The 17688-nt window shown below is 70.2% G+C and carries 12 protein-coding genes, 1 tRNA gene and 1 other RNA gene; 4 read left to right on the top strand and 10 right to left on the bottom strand.

Translation table 11 applies throughout. The features are described 5' to 3' along the window. Nucleotides 1–13: 13 nt before the first annotated feature. From ELQ92_RS04245 to ffs, 4 genes are all read right to left on the bottom strand, one after another. Nucleotides 14–2599: a DNA polymerase III subunit gamma and tau gene (locus tag ELQ92_RS04245; RefSeq protein ID WP_128497701.1), complete on the bottom strand. Its 2586-nt coding sequence runs from the start codon at nt 2597–2599 to the stop codon at nt 14–16. A 190-nt stretch (nt 2600–2789) separates the two neighbouring features. Continuing rightward, nucleotides 2790–3995, bottom strand: a complete 1206-nt coding sequence (locus ELQ92_RS04240; protein ID WP_128497700.1) for an acetate/propionate family kinase — start codon at nt 3993–3995, stop codon at nt 2790–2792. Then, nucleotides 3992–6118 (bottom strand): phosphate acetyltransferase, encoded by a 2127-nt coding sequence (pta, locus tag ELQ92_RS04235; RefSeq protein WP_128497699.1) that lies wholly within the window; start codon nt 6116–6118, stop codon nt 3992–3994. The genes ELQ92_RS04240 and pta overlap by 4 nt, the downstream gene beginning before the upstream one ends. Before the next feature lie 137 nt (nt 6119–6255). Further along, nucleotides 6256–6352: signal recognition particle sRNA small type (ffs, locus tag ELQ92_RS04230), an RNA gene on the bottom strand. A 121-nt stretch (nt 6353–6473) separates the two neighbouring features. Here ffs and ELQ92_RS04225 point away from each other — a divergent pair. The 4 genes from ELQ92_RS04225 (at nt 6474) to ELQ92_RS04210 (ending at nt 13092) form a co-directional block, all read left to right on the top strand. Continuing rightward, nucleotides 6474–6558 (top strand) — tRNA-Ser (locus ELQ92_RS04225). 78 nt (nt 6559–6636) lie between these two features. Next, nucleotides 6637–7650, top strand: a complete 1014-nt coding sequence (locus ELQ92_RS04220) for a helix-turn-helix domain-containing protein (protein ID WP_128497698.1) — start codon at nt 6637–6639, stop codon at nt 7648–7650. A gap of 211 nt (nt 7651–7861) precedes the next feature. Then, a complete protein-coding gene (locus tag ELQ92_RS16695; protein ID WP_166426699.1) occupies nt 7862–12376 on the top strand; it encodes a S8 family serine peptidase in 4515 nt (1504 codons plus the stop codon). Nucleotides 12377–12537: 161 nt separating this feature from the next. After that, nucleotides 12538–13092: a hypothetical protein gene (locus tag ELQ92_RS04210; protein WP_128497696.1), complete on the top strand. Its 555-nt coding sequence runs from the start codon at nt 12538–12540 to the stop codon at nt 13090–13092. Here the strand turns inward: ELQ92_RS04210 and ELQ92_RS16805 are convergent. The 6 genes from ELQ92_RS16805 to ELQ92_RS04185 all read right to left on the bottom strand — a co-directional run bounded on the left by ELQ92_RS16805 (nt 13049) and on the right by ELQ92_RS04185 (nt 17665). Then, a complete protein-coding gene (locus ELQ92_RS16805; protein WP_424979760.1) occupies nt 13049–13285 on the bottom strand; it encodes a GNAT family N-acetyltransferase in 237 nt (78 codons plus the stop codon). The two genes, ELQ92_RS04210 and ELQ92_RS16805, sit on opposite strands and share 44 nt — an antisense overlap. Further along, entirely contained in the window at nt 13189–13611 is a 423-nt protein-coding gene (locus tag ELQ92_RS16535; protein WP_243694856.1) for a hypothetical protein, read from the bottom strand. Before ELQ92_RS16535 ends, ELQ92_RS16805 begins: the two co-directional genes overlap by 97 nt. 216 nt (nt 13612–13827) lie before the next feature. Further along, complete coding sequence (gene menC, locus ELQ92_RS04200) at nt 13828–14937, bottom strand: o-succinylbenzoate synthase (RefSeq protein ID WP_128497694.1); 1110 nt, start codon at nt 14935–14937, stop codon at nt 13828–13830. Beyond that, entirely contained in the window at nt 14934–15746 is an 813-nt protein-coding gene (locus tag ELQ92_RS04195; RefSeq protein ID WP_128497693.1) for a hypothetical protein, read from the bottom strand. Before ELQ92_RS04195 ends, menC begins: the two co-directional genes overlap by 4 nt. Further along, complete coding sequence (locus tag ELQ92_RS04190) at nt 15739–16383, bottom strand: phosphatase PAP2 family protein (RefSeq protein WP_128497692.1); 645 nt, start codon at nt 16381–16383, stop codon at nt 15739–15741. The genes ELQ92_RS04195 and ELQ92_RS04190 overlap by 8 nt, the downstream gene beginning before the upstream one ends. Before the next feature lie 55 nt (nt 16384–16438). Continuing rightward, nucleotides 16439–17665 (bottom strand): multidrug effflux MFS transporter, encoded by a 1227-nt coding sequence (locus ELQ92_RS04185; protein WP_128497691.1) that lies wholly within the window; start codon nt 17663–17665, stop codon nt 16439–16441. Between the last annotated feature and the right edge of the window lie 23 nt (nt 17666–17688).

The following is a 17688-nucleotide window of genomic DNA, read 5'->3' as shown; positions in this document are numbered from 1 at the left end:
TACTCCCCTTCCGTCATGGTGTGAACCTCGACGGCGGCGAGTACGGCTGCTCCTCGATGAAGCGGGCCCCGAGGATCTCGCGCACGACCGCCTCGCCGTAACGGGCGTTCTGCCGACCCGAGGAATCGGAGGCGACCGCAGGGCGTATGGGCCGCTCAGCGGCGACCGCGCGTGGCTCCGGGATCTCGGCGACCGGTGCCGCAGTGACCGCCGGGGCGACGGTCGGCGGGCTCGGCTGCGGATCCGGAACGCTCGGTGCCGCCGGGGGGCCGGCGTCCGCCCCCGAGCGGGAGGCGCCGGGGATCGCGACGACGTGCCATCCCGCCGCGTCCGTCGTGCCACTCGACGAGGGCGGCGTGCTCTTCTGCGGCGCAGCACCGGCGGGCGGTGCGGCCGTGGCCCTGGCCGACGACGCTACGTGCGACGACACCGTGGGCGATGACGCTGCGGGGGACGACGCGCTCGTCCGCGGCGCTCCCGCGTCCTGCGGTGCGGCGCTCCCCGGTCGTCGACCGGCCGGCGCGCCGCGCCCGGGCCGCTCGTGATCCTCGAGCGGCGGCGGAACAGAGTCGTCCGGCGGCGCGTCATCGTCCGACAGCGGCGGCACATCGTCGTCGGCGGGGGCTTGTGGCGGCGTGCGGCGCCCGGGGTTCTGCTGTGCTCGCGCCGTCGATCGCGCCGCGGCCGGACCCCCCGTCGGGTCGGCCGACGCGGCCGGACCCGGCGAAGCCGCGCTCGTCGGCCCTCCGGCGACCGCACCACCGGTCCCGGCGGACCGTCGCGGTGAGCGCTCCTCGACCGGAGTGGCGCTCAGGACGGCGGGCGCCGGGGCAGCCGGTGCCACGACGGGCGCACCGTCGACTCGTGCGATGTACTTCACACGGATACCGAGGACGTCGAGGATGGCTTGGCGCACGTACTCGCTCACGCCGGTACCGGCGTTCAGTTGCTTGAAGCTCTCGACATCGTGCTGACTCGGGAACGTGAGAGTGAGCACGTCGCCCTCGAGGTTGCGCACGGTCGCCGTGACGGCGACCATCCACGCCCCGCGCTTCGCGGCGCCGACGCGCTCGAGCACCTCAGGCCAGGCGTCCTTGAGCTGCTGCAGCGAGACGGTACCCGTCGGCGGCGTCGTCGGACGAGGCGGGGTGCTCTCCGGGTCCGGTGCCGACGGCGACACCGCATCCGCTCGTGCCGGGACGGCGGGAGCAGAACTCTCCGCCCGCGAAGCCGCGGGAGCCGAAGCGGGGCCGTCGGAGGCGGACGGTGGGACCGCCTCGGCGTCGGCCGACGCGGCGCTCGCGCCCGCTCCCCCGGTGGAGGCCGCAGCAGGCGCCGGAGCCGACACGGACGACGACGCCGCCGCCGAAGCCGGAGGGACGCTCTGCCCGTCGGCGGCGGTCGTGATCGGCGTCGACCCGGCCACGGGGCCGCCGTCGACCCCGACACGGCGCTCGAGCCGCTCGACACGGGCGAGCGCCCCGCGGGCCGTCGCGTCGGCGGCGGGCACGAGGATGCGCGCCATCATGAGTTCGAGGTGGAGTCGTGGTGACGTCGCACCGGACATCTCGGTGAGGGCACGCCCGACGAGGTCGGCTGCACGCGACAATTCCGCTTGCCCGAATGCCGACGCCTGGCGCGACATGCGATCGAGTTCGTCCTGCGGGATCCCCCGCATGACGGCGGACGCGCCGTCGGACGTGGCCGCCACGACGATCAGGTCGCGGAGGCGTTCGAGGAGGTCGTCCACGAAACGGCGCGGATCCTGTCCGGTCTGGATGACGCGGTCGACGGCACCGAAGACTCCCGCAGCGTCGCTCGCCGCCAGGGCGTCGGCGACCTCGTCGAGGAGCGCCGTATGGGTGTACCCCAGCAGGGAGACGGCTCGTTCGTAGTCGACGGACGAGCCCTCGGACCCCGCCATGAGCTGGTCGAGCAGCGAGAGCGTGTCACGGGCGGAGCCCCCACCGGCACGCACCACGAGCGGCAGGACCCCCGGTTCCACCGACATGCCCTCGGCCTCGCAGAGCTCGGCGACGTAGTCGAGCATCTGAGCCGGCGGGATCAGGCGGAACGGGTAGTGGTGCGTCCGCGAACGGATCGTGCCGATGACCTTGTCCGGCTCGGTCGTCGCGAAGATGAACTTCACGTGCTCCGGCGGCTCCTCGACGATCTTGAGGAGCGCGTTGAATCCCTGCGGCGTCACCATGTGCGCCTCGTCGAGGATGAAGATCTTGTAGCGGTCGCGTGCCGGGGCGAAGATCGCGCGCTCGCGCAGATCGCGGGCGTCGTCCACGCCGTTGTGACTCGCGGCGTCGATCTCGACCACGTCGAGCGAGCCCCCGCCGTCGCGCGACAGCTCGACGCAACTGTCGCAGACGCCGCACGGCGTGTCCGTCGGGCCCTCCGCGCAGTTGAGGCACCGCGCGAGGATGCGCGCCGACGTGGTCTTGCCGCAGCCACGCGGACCGCTGAAGAGGTAAGCGTGGTTGACCCGGTTGGTGCGCAGCGCTGTGCGGAGCGGATCGGTCACTTGAGACTGACCGATCATCTCGGCGAACGTCTCGGGCCGATATCGGCGATAGAGGGCGGTGACCACGAGTCAATGGTAGCCGCCACCACCGACAGCCGGTCCGGCCGGGTCGGGCGAAGCGGAGGACGATCGCTATCGCCCTCTCGATCACCGTCCGCGCGACCCTGCAGCACTGGGTGGGCCCGGATGCCGCCCGCAGACGAGGAGCCTCGTCGCCCTCGTCGGCTGGCGCTGCTCCTGACCCTCGCGGTCGGGATCAGCTCACGGCCGAGAGCGTCTGCACCGCGATCTCGAGCTCCTCGTCGGTCGGCACGACGAGCACGGTGACCTCCGACTCGTCCGCCGAGATCACGGAGACCGCCCCGCGAACGACCGACCCGTTGCGCTCGTCGTCGACGACGATCCCGAGCCTCTCGAGCCCGGCGAGGCTCTCCGCGCGGATCACCGGGTCGTTCTCGCCGATCCCGGCGGTGAACGCGATGACGTCCACTCGCCCGAGCTGGGCGTAGTAGGCCCCGATGTAGTGGCGGAGCCGGTGCACGTAGACGTCGAGGGTCTCTCGAGCGATCGCATCCCCCTCCTCAGCCCGCCGGCCGAGGTCGCGCATGTCGGAGACGCCCGACAAGCCGAGGACACCACTGCGCTTGTTGAGGAGTTCGTCGAGGTCGTCGGCCGACATACCCGCGCGCCGCATGAGGTGGAGGAGGACGGCCGGGTCGAGATCGCCGGAGCGCGAGCCCATCACGAGGCCCTCGAGGGGTGTCATGCCCATCGAGGTCTCGACGGAGCGCCCGCCCCGCACGGCGGTGATCGACGCGCCGTTGCCGAGGTGGAGCACGATCTGATTCAGGTCGGCGAGTGGTCGGCCGAGGAACTCCGCGACGTGCTCCGAGACGTACTTGTGCGAGGTGCCGTGGAAGCCGTAGCGGCGGATGCGGTGCTTCGCCGCGAGGTCGCGATCGATCGCATAGGTGAATGCTGCGGGCGACAGCGTCTGGTGGAAAGCCGTGTCGAACACCGCGACGTGCGGGATGTCGGGAAACACCTTCTGTGCGGCGTCGATCCCCTGCACGGCCGCGGGATTGTGAAGAGGCGCGAGGTCGGAGAGGTCCTCGATGTTGATCTTGACGAGCTCGGAGATGACGGTCGGCTCGAAGAAGCGCCGCCCGCCGTGCACGACGCGGTGGCCGACGGCGACCGGCCTGTTCTCCTCCAGAGACGGCCCGTGCTCGTCGAAGCTCGCGATCATCTCGCCGAAGCCCGCGGTGTGGTCGGCGATCGGGGTGTCGCGCTCCCAGACCGCGTCGGCATCACCACGGGTCTCGTCACGGTGTCGCACCCGGCCGGCGTCGTCACCGATCCGCTCGACCAGTCCGGATGCGAGCGCCGTGCGGTTCTCGACGTCGATGAGCTGGTACTTGAACGACGACGACCCCGAGTTGACGACGAGGACGGTCGTCACGACGCCGTCTCCTGTGCGGCGCGAGCGCCCGCCTGGATGGCCGTGATCGCGACGGTGTTCACGATGTCCTGCACGGTCGCTCCCCTCGAGAGGTCGTTGATCGGCTTGTTGAGCCCCTGGAGCACGGGCCCGATGGCTACCGCGCCCGCCGACCGCTGCACGGCCTTGTAGGTGTTGTTGCCCGTGTTGAGGTCGGGGAAGATGAACACGGTCGCACGTCCCGCGACGTCGGAGTCGGGCATCTTCGTCGCCGCGACGGCCGCGTCGGCGGCCGCGTCGTACTGGATCGGGCCGGCGACCCGCAGGTCGGGCCGACGTTCCCGGACGAGGGCCGTGGCCGCTCGCACCTTCTCCACGTCGGCGCCGGAGCCCGACTCCCCCGTCGAGTACGACAGCATCGCAATGCGCGGGTCGATGCCGAACTGGGTTGCCGTCCCCGCCGAGGAGATCGCGATGTCGGCGAGTTGGGACGCATCCGGATCGGGCACGACGGCGCAGTCGCCGTAGACGAGCACGCGGTCCTCGAGCGCCATGAGGAAGACGCTCGACACCACGTTGACGCCCGGCGTCGTCTTGATGATCTCGAAACCGGGTCGGATCGTGTGCGCCGTCGTGTGGATGGCGCCCGAGACCATCCCGTCGGCGAGCCCCATGTGCACCATGAGCGTTCCGAAGTACGACACGTCGGTCACGACGTCCTTCGCCTGATCGAGGGTGACCCCCTTGTGGGCGCGGACACGGGCGTACTCCTCCGCGAACCTCAGCGCGAGCACGGGATCGTGCGGCGACAGCACCTCGGCGCGAGCGATGTCGAGGCCGAGCTCGATGGCGCGTGAGCGCACCTCGAACGGCTCTCCGAGGATCGTGAGCCGGGCCACGTCGCGCGCGAGCAGCGTGTGGGCCGCGCGGAGGATGCGGTCGTCCTCCCCCTCCGGCAGGACGATGTGTCGATCGGCCGCCCGGGCCTGCTCGAGCAGGCCGTACTCGAACATGAGCGGAGTGACGACCGACGTCCGGCTCACCTGCAGCCGGTCGAGCAGCGCGTCGGTATCGACATGCTGCTCGAAGAGCGCGAGGGCCGCGTCGTACTTCCGCTGCGAGTCGGCGGCGAGTCGGCCGCGCGTCGAGGTGATCGAGACGATCGTGTCGTAGGTGCCGAGACCGGTGCGGATGATCGGCAGGGTCTGCGGCAAACCGTCGAGCAGCCTCTCGATCGGCTCGGGGAGGTCGAAACCGCCGTTCAGCACGATCCCCGCTATCGACGGGAACGTTCCGGCGGCCTGGGCCATGAGCGCGGCGAGGAGGACCTCGGTCCGGTCCCCCGCGACGACGAGCACGGCGCCCTCCGTGAGGCGCGGGAGGACGTTGACCATGCCCATCCCCGCGACGACGACCCCGAGCGCTTCCCGCTGCAGGAGGGCCGGGTCGCCCTTGAGGAGTTCGCCGTCGAGCGACGACATGATCGATCCCATACTCGGCGCGACGAGATACGGATCCTCGGGGATGGCCCAGACGGGCACACCGGGCTTCGCTGCCTCGATGCCGTCGACGACGGCGGCCGTGTCGGTGCCGTCGGCGCGGTTCGCGATCACGGCCAGGAGGGTCGCATGGGCGTTCCGCAGCTCTTCGAGCGCGAGCTCGGCGATCTGACGCATGTGCTCTGGACTGCGCGACCGGCTCTGACCGAGGCGCTCTCCCCCGCCCTGACCCTCTCGCCCGCCGAGCACGAGGAGGACGGGGGCGCCGAGGTTGGTCGCGATCCGCGCGTTGAACCCGAGCTCCGTCGGGCTGCCGACGTCCGTGTAGTCGGAACCGAGGACGACGACGGCGTCGCACTTCGCTTCGACCGACTTGTACCGCTGCACGATCCGCGACAGGGCCAGTTCGGGGTCGGCATGCACGTCGTCGTACCCGACGCCGATGCACTCGTCGTACTCGAGGTCGACCCCGTCGTGCTGCAGGAGGAGTTCGAGGACGTAGTCCCGCTCCTCGACCGATCGGGAGATGGGGCGGAAGACACCGACGCGCTTGACCTCGTGGGAGAGCAGGTCGAGCAGCCCGAGGGCGATGGTCGACTTGCCGGTGTGCCCCTCCGCCGATGTGATGTACACGCTCGTGGCCACGATCATCCTTCGGTTGTCCAAGGGTTCGTGTCCCACGCTACAGGAGGCCGCCGACGCTCTTCTACGCACCGTCGAAAACTGGGAGGACGTGCGGCGAGGTCGCGTCGGACGCTGCACGGGTCACTTGCGCCCCGACAAGAAAGGACCCCCCGCGCACCCGCCAGAGCCCGGTTACCCTTGCTGCGTTTCCGCCCTGGGGGAGTTGGCCTGGATGGCGCCACGCGGGGGGCCGACCACCATCTTACAGCGCCCGCCGACTCGTCGTTCGCGCACCGGGGGAGCACGAGCGGCGGTGGCGCGGGCCGGCCGTGCGACCGGGTAGGATGTTTCAGGTCGCGGTTCGCCGCGACCGTCAGGAGGATTCGCCTAGTGGCCTATGGCGCACGCTTGGAAAGCGTGTTGGGTGCAAGCCCTCGGGGGTTCGAATCCCCCATCCTCCGCCGAAGACACGCCGCCACAGTCACACCTCGGATCGCGACATCGGGTACACGCACAACCCCACGACGAGTGGCCCGCTCGTGACCGCCGGCTCAGAGCCTCGCCTCGACGTACTGCAACTCGCCGGGATCGACGAGACCGGCGAGAGTGTCTATCGGCAGCTCCTCTCGGTCGACGTCGCACATCCGAGCTCACTCGCCCTCGCTCTGGGCCTCTCGGACGATGTCGTCGCGGAGAGACTGGCGAACCTGTCCGACGCTGGCCTCACGGTCCAGGTGGCCTCCGGCGGATTCATCGCCGTCGATCCGCGCGCCTCCCTCAGGTCGATCGCCGACAGTCACGCTCAGCGGGTCGACGCTCTCCGCTCGGTCATCCCCGAGCTCGCCGAGGCGTTCGACCTCAACCGGCGGGGAGCGGCGGAATCGACGCGCACGCTGGTCGTGACCGGAGCAGACGCCATCGGCGACTGGTACGGACGTGTCAGCCTGGGCGTGGAACGGGAGATGCTCGCCTTCGACAAGCCTCCATACGTCGTCGGCGTGCAGGATCGACTGCAGGGCCTCGCGCTCGCCAGGGGCGTCGATTGGCGAAGTCTCTACGGACGCGAGAGCTTCGACCGACCCGGCCGCCTCGGCGAGGTCCTCCAGGACATCGCGGGAGGCGAGCGGGCACGGCTCACCGAGTCCGTGCCGCTCAAGCTCGCCCTGGCCGACCGTGAGCGCGCGATCCTGTCGCTTTCTCTGGGCGAACCGACGCACGAGGCGCTCGTGACACGGTCCCCGCAACTCATCGACGCCCTCGTCGCACTCTTCGAGCTTTACTGGGATACCGCAGAGCCCCTCGTGGGCGGCGAGAGCGCCGGCCCACGGATCCGCACCCCCTCGACCGGCCGCCGAACGGGACGACCCCCGACGCCGGACGAACGCATGCTCCTCACGCTGCTGTCGGCCGACCTCAAGGACGAGGTCATCGCACGCGAGTTGGGCGTGTCCACACGCACGCTCCGGCGGAGGATGCAGGACGTCTTCACCGAGCTGGGCGCCATGAGCCGGTTCCATGCCGGTGTCGAGGCGGCGCGGCGAGGCTGGATCTAGTCCTCTCCACCGCGGTGCCGATGTGTCGAGCGCGTTTCCCCGCTGTTGCGGCTCTATGAACGGGGGCGTCCGGAATCGGACAGCGCCGTTATCGGACACGCGGTCGATTGACGCGGAACCCGTGGCATCGGTAGCAACGGAGGAGGGACTCTCCGGTTGCGCATCGTCACCGGGAGGACCCGTCCCCTCCCGATGTCTCAAAGGACCCTCAGTGAAACTCAGATCACCTCGGCCTGCCCCAGCGCATCGACGACCGGCGCGCATCCTCGCGGCCGCTCTCGCGCTCGGCGCCGTGACCGTCTCCCTCGCCCTCCCGTCGACGGCATTGGCTCTCGAGCCGATCGTCGCCCCGTCCTCGGCCACCGAATTCTCGACACCGGCGGGGGACGCGGGGACAGAGGAGACGAAGACCTACGTCGTCGTCCTGAGGGACCAGGCTGCCGCGGCTCGATCGGGTTCGCGCTTCGACGCCGCGTCGAGACGTGTCGCCGACTACACCCGCGGGCTCGAGGAGACCCAGTCCCAGGTGGCGGAATCCGTCGGCGCGGACATCCTGATCGGATACACGCTGGCGACCAACGGCTTCGCCGCAGACCTCACCGACGCGCAACTCGAGAAGCTGCGCTCAGACACTCGCGTCGCGACCGTCGTCGAGAACGAGATCCTCAGCGTCTCCGACGCCGGCACGTCCACCGGCTACCTCGGACTCGAGGGCGACGACGGCGTCTGGTCCTCGCTCGGGGGGTCCGACGAGGCCGGGGCGGGCATCGTCGTCGGCATCATCGACACCGGCATCGCGCCGGAGAACCCCTCGTTCGCCGGCGACCCCCTCCGCTCCACCGCCGGCGGGGACCCGTATCGCGATGGCGACGCCATCATCTTCGAGAAGACGGACGGGTCACAGTTCCGCGGCACGTGCGAGACGGGAGACCAGTTCACGGCCGACGACTGCTCCACCAAGCTGATCGGAGCGCGATACTTCGTGAACGGGTTCGGCGCCGACCGCATCGGCACCACCGCTACCGGCGAGTACCTCTCGCCTCGCGACGGAGCGTCGCACGGTTCCCACACGGCTTCGACCGCTGCCGGCAACGCGTCCGTCGACGCCGTCACCGCCGGGCCGGTCATCTCGGGCGTCGCGCCCGCCGCGAAGCTCGCCGTGTACAAGGCCTGCTGGGAGGGCCCGGACCCCGCGGCGACGACGGACGACGGTTGCGCGACGGCCGACCTGCTCGCGGCGATCGACGCCGCCGTCGCCGACAACGTGGACGTCATCAACTACTCCATCGGAGGCGGCGCGGCCGAGACGACGAACTCCCTCACGGATCAGGCCTTCATGCGGGCGGCCGAGGTCGGCATCTTCGTCGCGGCGGCCGCCGGCAATGCGGGGCCGAATGCCTCGACGCTGGACAACGCGTCGCCGTGGATCACGACGGTCGCCGCCTCCACCATTCCCGCACCGGAGGGCACGGTGCGCCTCGGCGACGGCACCGCATTCCTCGGTGCGACGACGACGGTGCCGAGCGCCGGCGTCGCCGGTCCGTTCGTGTCCGCAGCGGACGTCGCGCTCGCCGGTGCCACGTCCTCCGCACTGTGCGGCCCAGACTCCCTCGACCCGGCTCGAACAGCCGGAACGATCGTGCTCTGCGACCGCGGCGAGGTCGACAGGGTAGCGAAATCGGCCGAGGTTGCGCGAGCCGGCGGCATCGGTATGGTGCTCGTCAACACCTCGCCCGACTCGACGGACCTCGACGCGCACAGTGTCCCGACGATCCACGTCGACTCCGCCGCTCGCGACGCCCTCGTCGCCTACACCGCCACCGACGGACCCACGGCGACGCTCGAGAACGGTAACACCGCGGGTGAAGCCCCGGCTCCGACTCCCCAGGTAGCGGGCTTCTCGAGTCGCGGCCCCGTGCTCGCGGACGGATCCGACCTGATCAAGCCCGACGTCGCCGCCCCCGGGGTGAACATCCTCGCGGCCACCGCCAACGCCGATGAAGCCGACCCGACATGGGGATACATGTCGGGAACCTCGATGGCTTCTCCACACGTCGCCGGCCTCGCTGCCCTCTACCTCGGGGAACATCCGACGGCGTCGCCGTCGGAGGTGAAGTCGGCCCTCATGACCACCACGCGCGAAACACTCACCGACATCGGCGAACCGTTCGGTGACCCCTTCGGGCAGGGCAACGGCGAGGTGGTTCCCCGCGACTACCTGTCCCCCGGTCTTCTCTATCTCAACGACGTCACCGACTGGACCGCGTACCTGCAGGGCATCGGCGAAGAGCACGGCGTCGATCCGATCGACCCGTCGGATCTCAACCTCCCGTCCATCGGGATCGGTGGACTCGCCGGTTCTCAGACCGTGACCCGGACCGTCACCGCGACGGCGTCGGGCGAGTACACCGCGTCCGTCGAGGGGCTTTCGGGCGTGTCGGTGACGGTGTCGCCGAGCACACTCAGCTTCGATGCCGCGGGCGAGGAGCGCGAGTTCACAGTGACCTTCACCCGCACCGACGCCGAACTCTCGCGGTTCAGCACGGGATACCTCACGTGGGCGAACGATCGGTTCGCCGTGCGGAGTGCTCTCGCGATCCAGCCGGTGGCACTCGACGTGCCGACCGAGGTGGCCGGCACGGGCACGACCGGCGAGGTCGGGATCCCCGTGAGCGTCGGAGAGGCCGGTTCGATCCCGTTGAGCGCCGACGGTCTGGCCCGGGGCTCGCGCCAGACCGGTACAGGCACGGTCGGAGCCTCCTCCGACCGCTTCGCCATCACGATCCCGGCGGGGACGACGTTCGCGCGCTTCGACCTCGACGCCGCGGACGACTCGGCCGACCTCGACCTCGTGGTCTCCCGCCGGAACCAGAACGGCGGCTTCTCCCAGGTGGGGATGTCCGCGACGGGCAGCGCCGACGAGCGTGTGGACCTCGGCTCGGTGCCGGCGTCCGGCGGCACCTACCTCGTGGACGTGAGCTTCTACTCCGCCGCATCGGACGGGTCCACGTCCCTCGACTACACGCTCACGACGTTCGCCGTCGATCCCGCGGCGGCCGCCGGGGAGTTCACGACGGAACCCGGTACCCTCTCCGGGGCCGTGGGCGACACCCCGATCGTCCGCGCGGCATGGTCGGGACTCGACGGCGGGACCTATCTCGGTGTCGTGCGCTTCGGCGACACCGGACTCACGACGATCGTGACCGTCGACGCCGGCGATGAGCCGGTCGCCGCTCCCGGGCTCGCGGCCCTGGAGGTCGGCCCCGAGTGGGTCGGTCTCGGCGGCGATCTGCGCGTCTCGGCGACCGGGCTCGTTGCGGGTGAACGCTACACGGCGTCGATCGACGGCATCGGCGTGGTCAGGGTCGGCGTCGCTCCGCCGGGAGGAGCGATCGACTGGTTCGTCACCGTCCCGGACGACACGACTGCGGGAGCCCACGAGTTGACCCTCGCGGGAGGTGGCGCCGAGCTCAGTGCGCCGTTCAACGTCACGCCTGTCACGATTCAGAATGCGTGGGGCTACCCGACGGTCGCCTTCGACGGCACGCCGATGTCGCGACTCGCGATCACGTACTCCGGCCACGGCACGATCCACTACACCATCGAATCGGTGGCCTCCGGTGAACGTTTCGCGGATGAGACCCTGAGGGTCGGCGAGGTCACGGGCCTGCCTTCCCTCACGATCGACACGTCCACGGTGGAGGTCGCGGCCGGCGAACTCGTGGGGGTCATCGCGGTGGTGTTCGAGGACGGCTCGGAGGGGCCGTCGTACAGGACAGACGTCTTCACGGCCGAGACCTCCGGTCCGAGCTCCCTCACCATCACGCCGAACACCACCGACCCCGATGTCGTCGACGTCGCCGTGGACAACCGCACCGGGACGACCATCGTCGAAATGGTGCGCTACGTCGGCTGCGACGGCCGTCTCGTGGTCGCATCGGAGTTCTTCGACGGCGGCAGCGCCACACGGACATGGGATCTCACCGGTTTCGTCAGCGTGGAGGTCTTCGATCAGGCCACGGCGACGACGATCGCCACCTTCGAGAACGTTGCCGACGGCCGCTGCGATACGGCGGGCATCTCCATCTCCCAGAACTATTGGGGCACGATGACCGTCGGCGACGAAACCGACGAGGAAAGGCCTCTCACCCTCGAGATGAGCAATCGGTACGCGCCGTACAGCGGCGGGTTCGACCTCGCGGTCGGTGAGGGCGAGCAACGCTTCGAACGGGACCCCTTCTTCTATGAGGCGATCCCCGTCGAGGAGATCACGGAACGCGGGCCCGTGATCAGCCGGTCGATGCCTGTGCGGGAGGAGACGCCGCTGTGGGCAGTGACCGGGTGGGAGGCGACAGTCCCGCCGGGCATCCACCTCATCGCGCAGACCTGGATCAACATCCCGGGTCTGAGCACGGAGGACTTGCGACCGGGTGCCGAGGCGCCGACTGAGCCCGGGGAGCCAGGCGAACCCGCCGAGCCCGGGCTTCCCGGGGAGCCTGGGGAGCCCGGGGAGCCCGGGGAGCCCGGGGAGCCCACACCGGACCCGCAGCCGAGCGAGATCCCGGGTGACCCGAAAGATCCGGACGCATCCGACGATCCCCTCGCCTCGACCGGAGCGGCGGGCGCAGCAGCCCTGATGCTCGCCGCGGGCACGGCCATGTCCCTCGGCGCGTTCGCTCTCCTGCGCGCGCGTCGCCGGAGAGGAGAGACCTCCACCGTCGGCTGACGACCTCCGTCGCGCGGTGCTCCCGGCGGCCCGGCAGCTGGGAGCACCGCATCACTCGGCGCACCGCATCGTCCCCGCTCTCCGCTTCCTTGTCCTCCAAAAGGTGGATGGTGAACAGGCCTCACTCTCGGGCAGACTGTACGCCGGGGAGAGGGGGCACCATGCTGAAGAACGTGGGGACGGGGTCGTCGGTCACCGTGCACGTGCGCCGCCGGCTCCTCGGCCAGGGACTCGTGGCGATCGCCTCCCTCACCGTGCCGATCCTCCTGGTGCTGCTGTGGCTGACCGTCCCGGACGGTCCCTGGATCTGGGTCGCCGGCGCGGCGACGGTCGTCGCACTCGTCGTCGCGTACGGGATGGTCCAGTACTTCCGTGTGTCGGTCACCGTCACCCCGACACACCTCGTGGAGAAGACGTTCTTCGGTGGCACGCACCGCGTCCCGCTCGAGAGGGTCGCGCGTGCCGTGCTCCTCGATCTGCACAGGACGCTCGCCGCCGAGCCCCGCCGCCAGCTCTTCGTTCTCGACGGCGACGGACGGGTCCAATTGCGGATGCGCGGCGACTACTGGTCGACGGCATCCATCCACAAGGTCGCCGAGCACCTCGTCACCGTCCCCGTCGAGCACATCGAGAACGCCATCACCCTCGACGAGCTCCAGCGCACGAATCCCCTCATGCTCTACTGGTTCGAGCGACGCCCGACAAGACTCGGCTAGAGACCCGGCCCGGGGGCATCACCTCTCGGGGGACGCGAGCGTCGACGCGGCGCCCGAAGACGATGGATTCCTCGGGCACCGTCGCCCGGTCCTCGGTCACCTCGGCGAAACCCGTCCGTCGGTAGAACGTGATCGCGGGGTCGTTCGAGGCGGACACGACAAGGTGCACGCCCGGTACTCCTCGCGAGCGCAACTGCTCGACGGCGGCCCCGACGAGACGTCGACCCGTCCCCACGCCTCGCGCCCCTCCAGCAGATCGATGTGCAGGTGCGCCGGGAAGTCGTCTATGCACGAGACGAGCATCCGGTTCGGATCGGCGGCGGACGCGAGCAGCGCCGCGTCCGCGCGGGTTCGTGGCGCGCGGCCCCGCGAGACCTTCGGCCAGCAGGCGGTGACGAACCAGCGCGAGAAGGCCGCGGTTTCGGTCGTGCCGATCAGGTAGCCCTGCACCTCGTCGGCCTCGTCGACGGCGACGAGGCCGACGCCCGTCGCATGGTCGAGGTACGGCGTCGCGTACACGTCCGCGAGCACCTCGTCGTCGAGGTGATCGCCCGTGGCGTCGTCGACGGGGACGTCTCGCGCAGCACACGTCCTCGGCGTAGTGGAAGACGAGCCCGAGGCTCGATTCCTGAGTGTCGAGCACCCGGGAACGCGAGCTCGTCCGCCCGCTTGCGCGCCGCGGCTGCGTCCTGGTCCGGCCGTGCCGCACCGTCGCCGCTCGTCAGGTCGGGCATCCTAAGGTCGCACGAGGACGCGCGGCTCGGCGAGGGCCCAGCGCTCGACGAGGTCTCTGCGGATTTCGACACCGGATCCCGGTCCCGTCGGCACGTCCAGATAGCCGTCGTCGAGCACGAAGGGTTCCGTGAGGTCCTCGGCGAAGTACCGGCTCGACGCGCTCGTGTCGCCCGGCAGCGCGAATCCCGGCAAGGCGGCGAGCGCGACGTTCATCGCTCGCCCGACGCCGGTCTCGAGCATGCCGCCGCACCACACGGGCACGTCGAGCGCACGGCACGCGTCGTGGATCGACACGGCCTCGAGGTAGCCGCCCACGCGGCCCGGCTTGATGTTGACGATGCTCGTCGCTCCCCGCTCGATCGCGTCGATGGCGATCCCTGTCGACGTGATGCTCTCGTCGAGGCACACCGGGGTGTCGATCGAGTCGGCGAGGAGCACGTGTGCCGCGATGTCCTCCTCGACGAACGGCTGCTCGATGAGGAGCAGCCCGTACTCGTCGAGGCGCCGCAGATGCTCGACGTGATCGAGCGTGTACGCGGTGTTGGCGTCGACCTGGAGCGGCAGGGTCCCGATGAGCTCGCGGACCCGCGCGACCGGCTCGATGTCCCAGCCCGGCTTGATCTTGAGCTTGATGCGTCGATAACCGGCCTCGACATAGCCGTCGACCTCGGCGAGCAGGGTGTCGAGATCAGGGCTGATCCCCACGGAGACGCCGCATTCGACGCGGTCGCGCACAGCCCCGAGTCGCTCCCCGAACGAGATGCCAGCCGCGCGCGTCTCGGCGTCGAGCACGGCGGCCTCGAGGGTCGCCTTCGCCATCCGGTGGCCGATCACGCCCCTGAACAGAGCGTCGAGACCGTCCGCCGTGACGTCGAGGGCCGCGAGGAGCGCGGGAGCGAGGAACCGCTCGATCACGGCGGCGCATCCCGCAACGTACTCCGAGCTGTAGTCGGGAGTCGTGCCTGCGACGCACTCGCCCCAGCCGTCGACGCCGTCGGCGACGACGTGGGCGAGCAGGACCTCGCGCTCGGTCTGTCGGCCGAAGCTCGTCTCGAACGGCCGGACGAGCGGCATGCCGATTGTGTGGAGCTCGATGCGTTCGATCCTCATCGTGTGTTCCCTTCCCTGGTAGCTGTCCCCCCGCGGTCGAAGACGTACCCTGTGCCCGTGAAGCGGATGGAGCGACCGGAACGGAGGGCCTCGGTGAACAGCCCTCTGCTGCGCTCCCGGAGGCCCGAGGCGGCCGCGGGCTCCTCCGAACGCAGCGCCTCGAAGTCGACTGGGAGCACGAGGTCGTCGCGTCGTCCGTCGTCGCGTCGTCCGTCGTCCGGCTCGCGAGCAGCCGGAGCGCGGTCTTCGGCGAGCGCGGCCTCCACCTCCGGTGAGTCGAGCCGCCACCTCACCTCGAATCGGTCGCTCCGGTCCGAGCCGTTGATGGCGTCGTCGAGCACGCCGTAGAAGTCGGGGTGGAACGCGGACACCCGCGCGCCGAGCTTCCAGAGGTTGAAGCGGGCGTTCCGGCGGATGAGGGGGTCGTAGGTCCAGCGGACCTCGCGGATCCCGTGCTCGAGGCAGAGCGCGCGCTGAGTGAGCTTGAGCGCGAAGCCCACGCCCGCGGATCGTGTGCCGGACGCGACTGCGGTCATGTGCGAGTGCACGTGCAGCCCACCGTCCCACCCGAGGAACGAGAAGAGAGCGCCGAGCACGGCGTCGTCGCGTCGCGCCAGGAGCACAGGGTTCCCCGCATGGGCGATCGCCTGAAGCGTCGATGCGTCGGCCCCGCGCCCCTCTCCCCACGTCGCGGAGAACATCGCCTCCGTCGCACGCGCCTCCGCCGGTGACCGGGCCTCGACGATCCGGACGCCGGCTCGGTCTGCCGCGCGTCGAGCGCCGGCTCGCGCGACCGACGACTCAGCCACGGGTTCCCCGCCGGAGCGGCTCACGGCGCAGCAGCGGTCGCACGACAGCCACGACGATGAGAGCGGCGCCGACGCCCACGAGCGCTCCCCCGACGACGTCGGTCGCCCAGTGTGCCCCGAGCAGGAGTCGCGACCACATCATCGCGACGAGGTAGATCGAGACGAGGACGCGGAGGGCGACCGACCGGAACGCGAGGAAGAGCACCGTGACGAGGGCCGCCGCGTTCGACGCGTGCCCCGAGGGGAAGGAGCCGAAGTCGCTCACGACGAGGATGTCCTCGGGTCGGTCGCGGGCCACGACCGATTTCAGGACCCGCGTGAGCGCCCAGGTGAGAGCCGCCGCCGCGACGAGCGCCGCGGCGGACCACGGTCGTCGTGCGACCACGAGGACGCCGACGAGCACGAGGGGGACGACGAGTGTGGCCGCGAGGCCGCGACCGAGAGCGTTGAACGCGAGCGCGATCGCGGTCGTCACCGGCGACCGCATCGACGCCGCGAGTCCCGACCACCACGTGTCGACGGCGTTCGGGTTCGGGAGGACACCGGCGGCGATGAGCACACCGGCGGTCGTCGCGAGCAGGATCAGGACGACTCCCACGCCGACGAGGGTTCCGACGTAACGCGCGCGGGTGGCCATCACCCCACGGTAGTGGCCGCTCGTCCCAGCCCACCACGGGGGGCGGGCGCGGCGGTCAGTTGGAGAGTTCGGGTACTGTCCGGGGACGGACGATGACCCAGATCGAGAACGTCGCGATGATGGCCGTCCCGAGCATGACCGATCCCATGGCCGTCGCCGAGATGCCGAGCACGCCGACGATCGGTGAGATCACGCCCGCGAGCCCGAAGTTGAGCGCGCCGAGCAGCGAGGCGGCGGTCCCGGCCTCCTTCGCGTGGTTCGCCAGCCCGAGAACCTGAACGGCAGGGAACGAGAATCCACACGCGGTGATGTAGAAGAACAGCGGGACGAGGATGCCGAAGAGTCCTGCGTCCGTCTGCGCCAGCAGGATGATCGCCGTCGCGGTGACGACGTGTGTCCCCGTCGTGAAGGCGAGGATCCACTGCGGACCGTACCGACGCATGACGCGGGACGAGATCTGCACCCCCGCGACGACGCCGATCGAGTTGATCGCGAAGAGGAGGCCGTACTGCTGTGCGTCGAGTCCGAAGTGCTGCTGGAAGAGGAACGACGACGACGACAGGTACGCGAAGAGTCCCGAGAACGTCATGCCGCCGATGAGCGCGACGCCGAGGTAGGCACGATCGGTGAACAAGGCGTGGTAGCGCTGCCCGATCGTGCTGTGACCGGCTTCCGCCCGGCGCGCCGCGGGCAGCGTCTCGATGATGAAGAGGGCGACCGCCGTCACCACGAGGGCACCGTAGACCGCGAGGAAGACGAACAGTCCCTGCCAGTTGACGAAGAGCAGCAGTTGCGAGCCGATGACCGGAGCGAGGATGGGCGCGAGGCCGTTGACGAGGGCCAACCGGGAGAGCATCCGCACGAGCGGCTTCCCTCCGAAGAGGTCACGCACCATCGCCATCGCGACGACTCCGCCCGCCGCCGCCCCGGCGCCCTGCAGGACGCGGAAGACGGCGAGCCACACGATGTCCGGCGAGAAGATGACACCGATGGAGGCGGCGATGTGCACACTCGTCGCGATGAGCAGCGGGAGGCGACGTCCGACCTTGTCGCTCCACGGGCCCATGAACAGCTGGCCGACCGCGAATCCGATCGTCGTGCCGGTGAGCGTGAGCTGGATGAGCGCGGCGCTCACGTCCAACTCGTCCTCGAGGACGGGGAACGCCGGCAGGTACAGGTCGATGGTGAACGGCCCGAGCGCGGTGAGCGCGCCGAGGACGAGGATGTAGACGACGCGCTGTCGACGGGACAGCGCATCGCCGGGGTGAACGATGGTCGTCACGAAACGGCTTTCAGAGCTCGAGG

Origin of the sequence: Labedella populi (assembly GCF_004078655.1) — a bacterium.
In the GTDB taxonomy this organism is placed as follows: domain Bacteria; phylum Actinomycetota; class Actinomycetes; order Actinomycetales; family Microbacteriaceae; genus Labedella; species Labedella populi.
Note: the sequence above shows the minus strand (reverse complement) of the source record. Positions and strands in the feature narration are given on the sequence as shown.

Excerpts from the sequence above, each read along its gene's own strand:
- ELQ92_RS04210 (WP_128497696.1), top strand. The coding sequence starts at position 12,538 with ATGCTGAAGAACGTGGGGACGGGGTCGTCGGTCACCGTGCACGTGCGC.
- menC (WP_128497694.1), bottom strand. The coding sequence starts at position 14,937 with ATGAGGATCGAACGCATCGAGCTCCACACAATCGGCATGCCGCTCGTC.
- ELQ92_RS04190 (WP_128497692.1), bottom strand. The coding sequence starts at position 16,383 with ATGGCCACCCGCGCGCGTTACGTCGGAACCCTCGTCGGCGTGGGAGTC.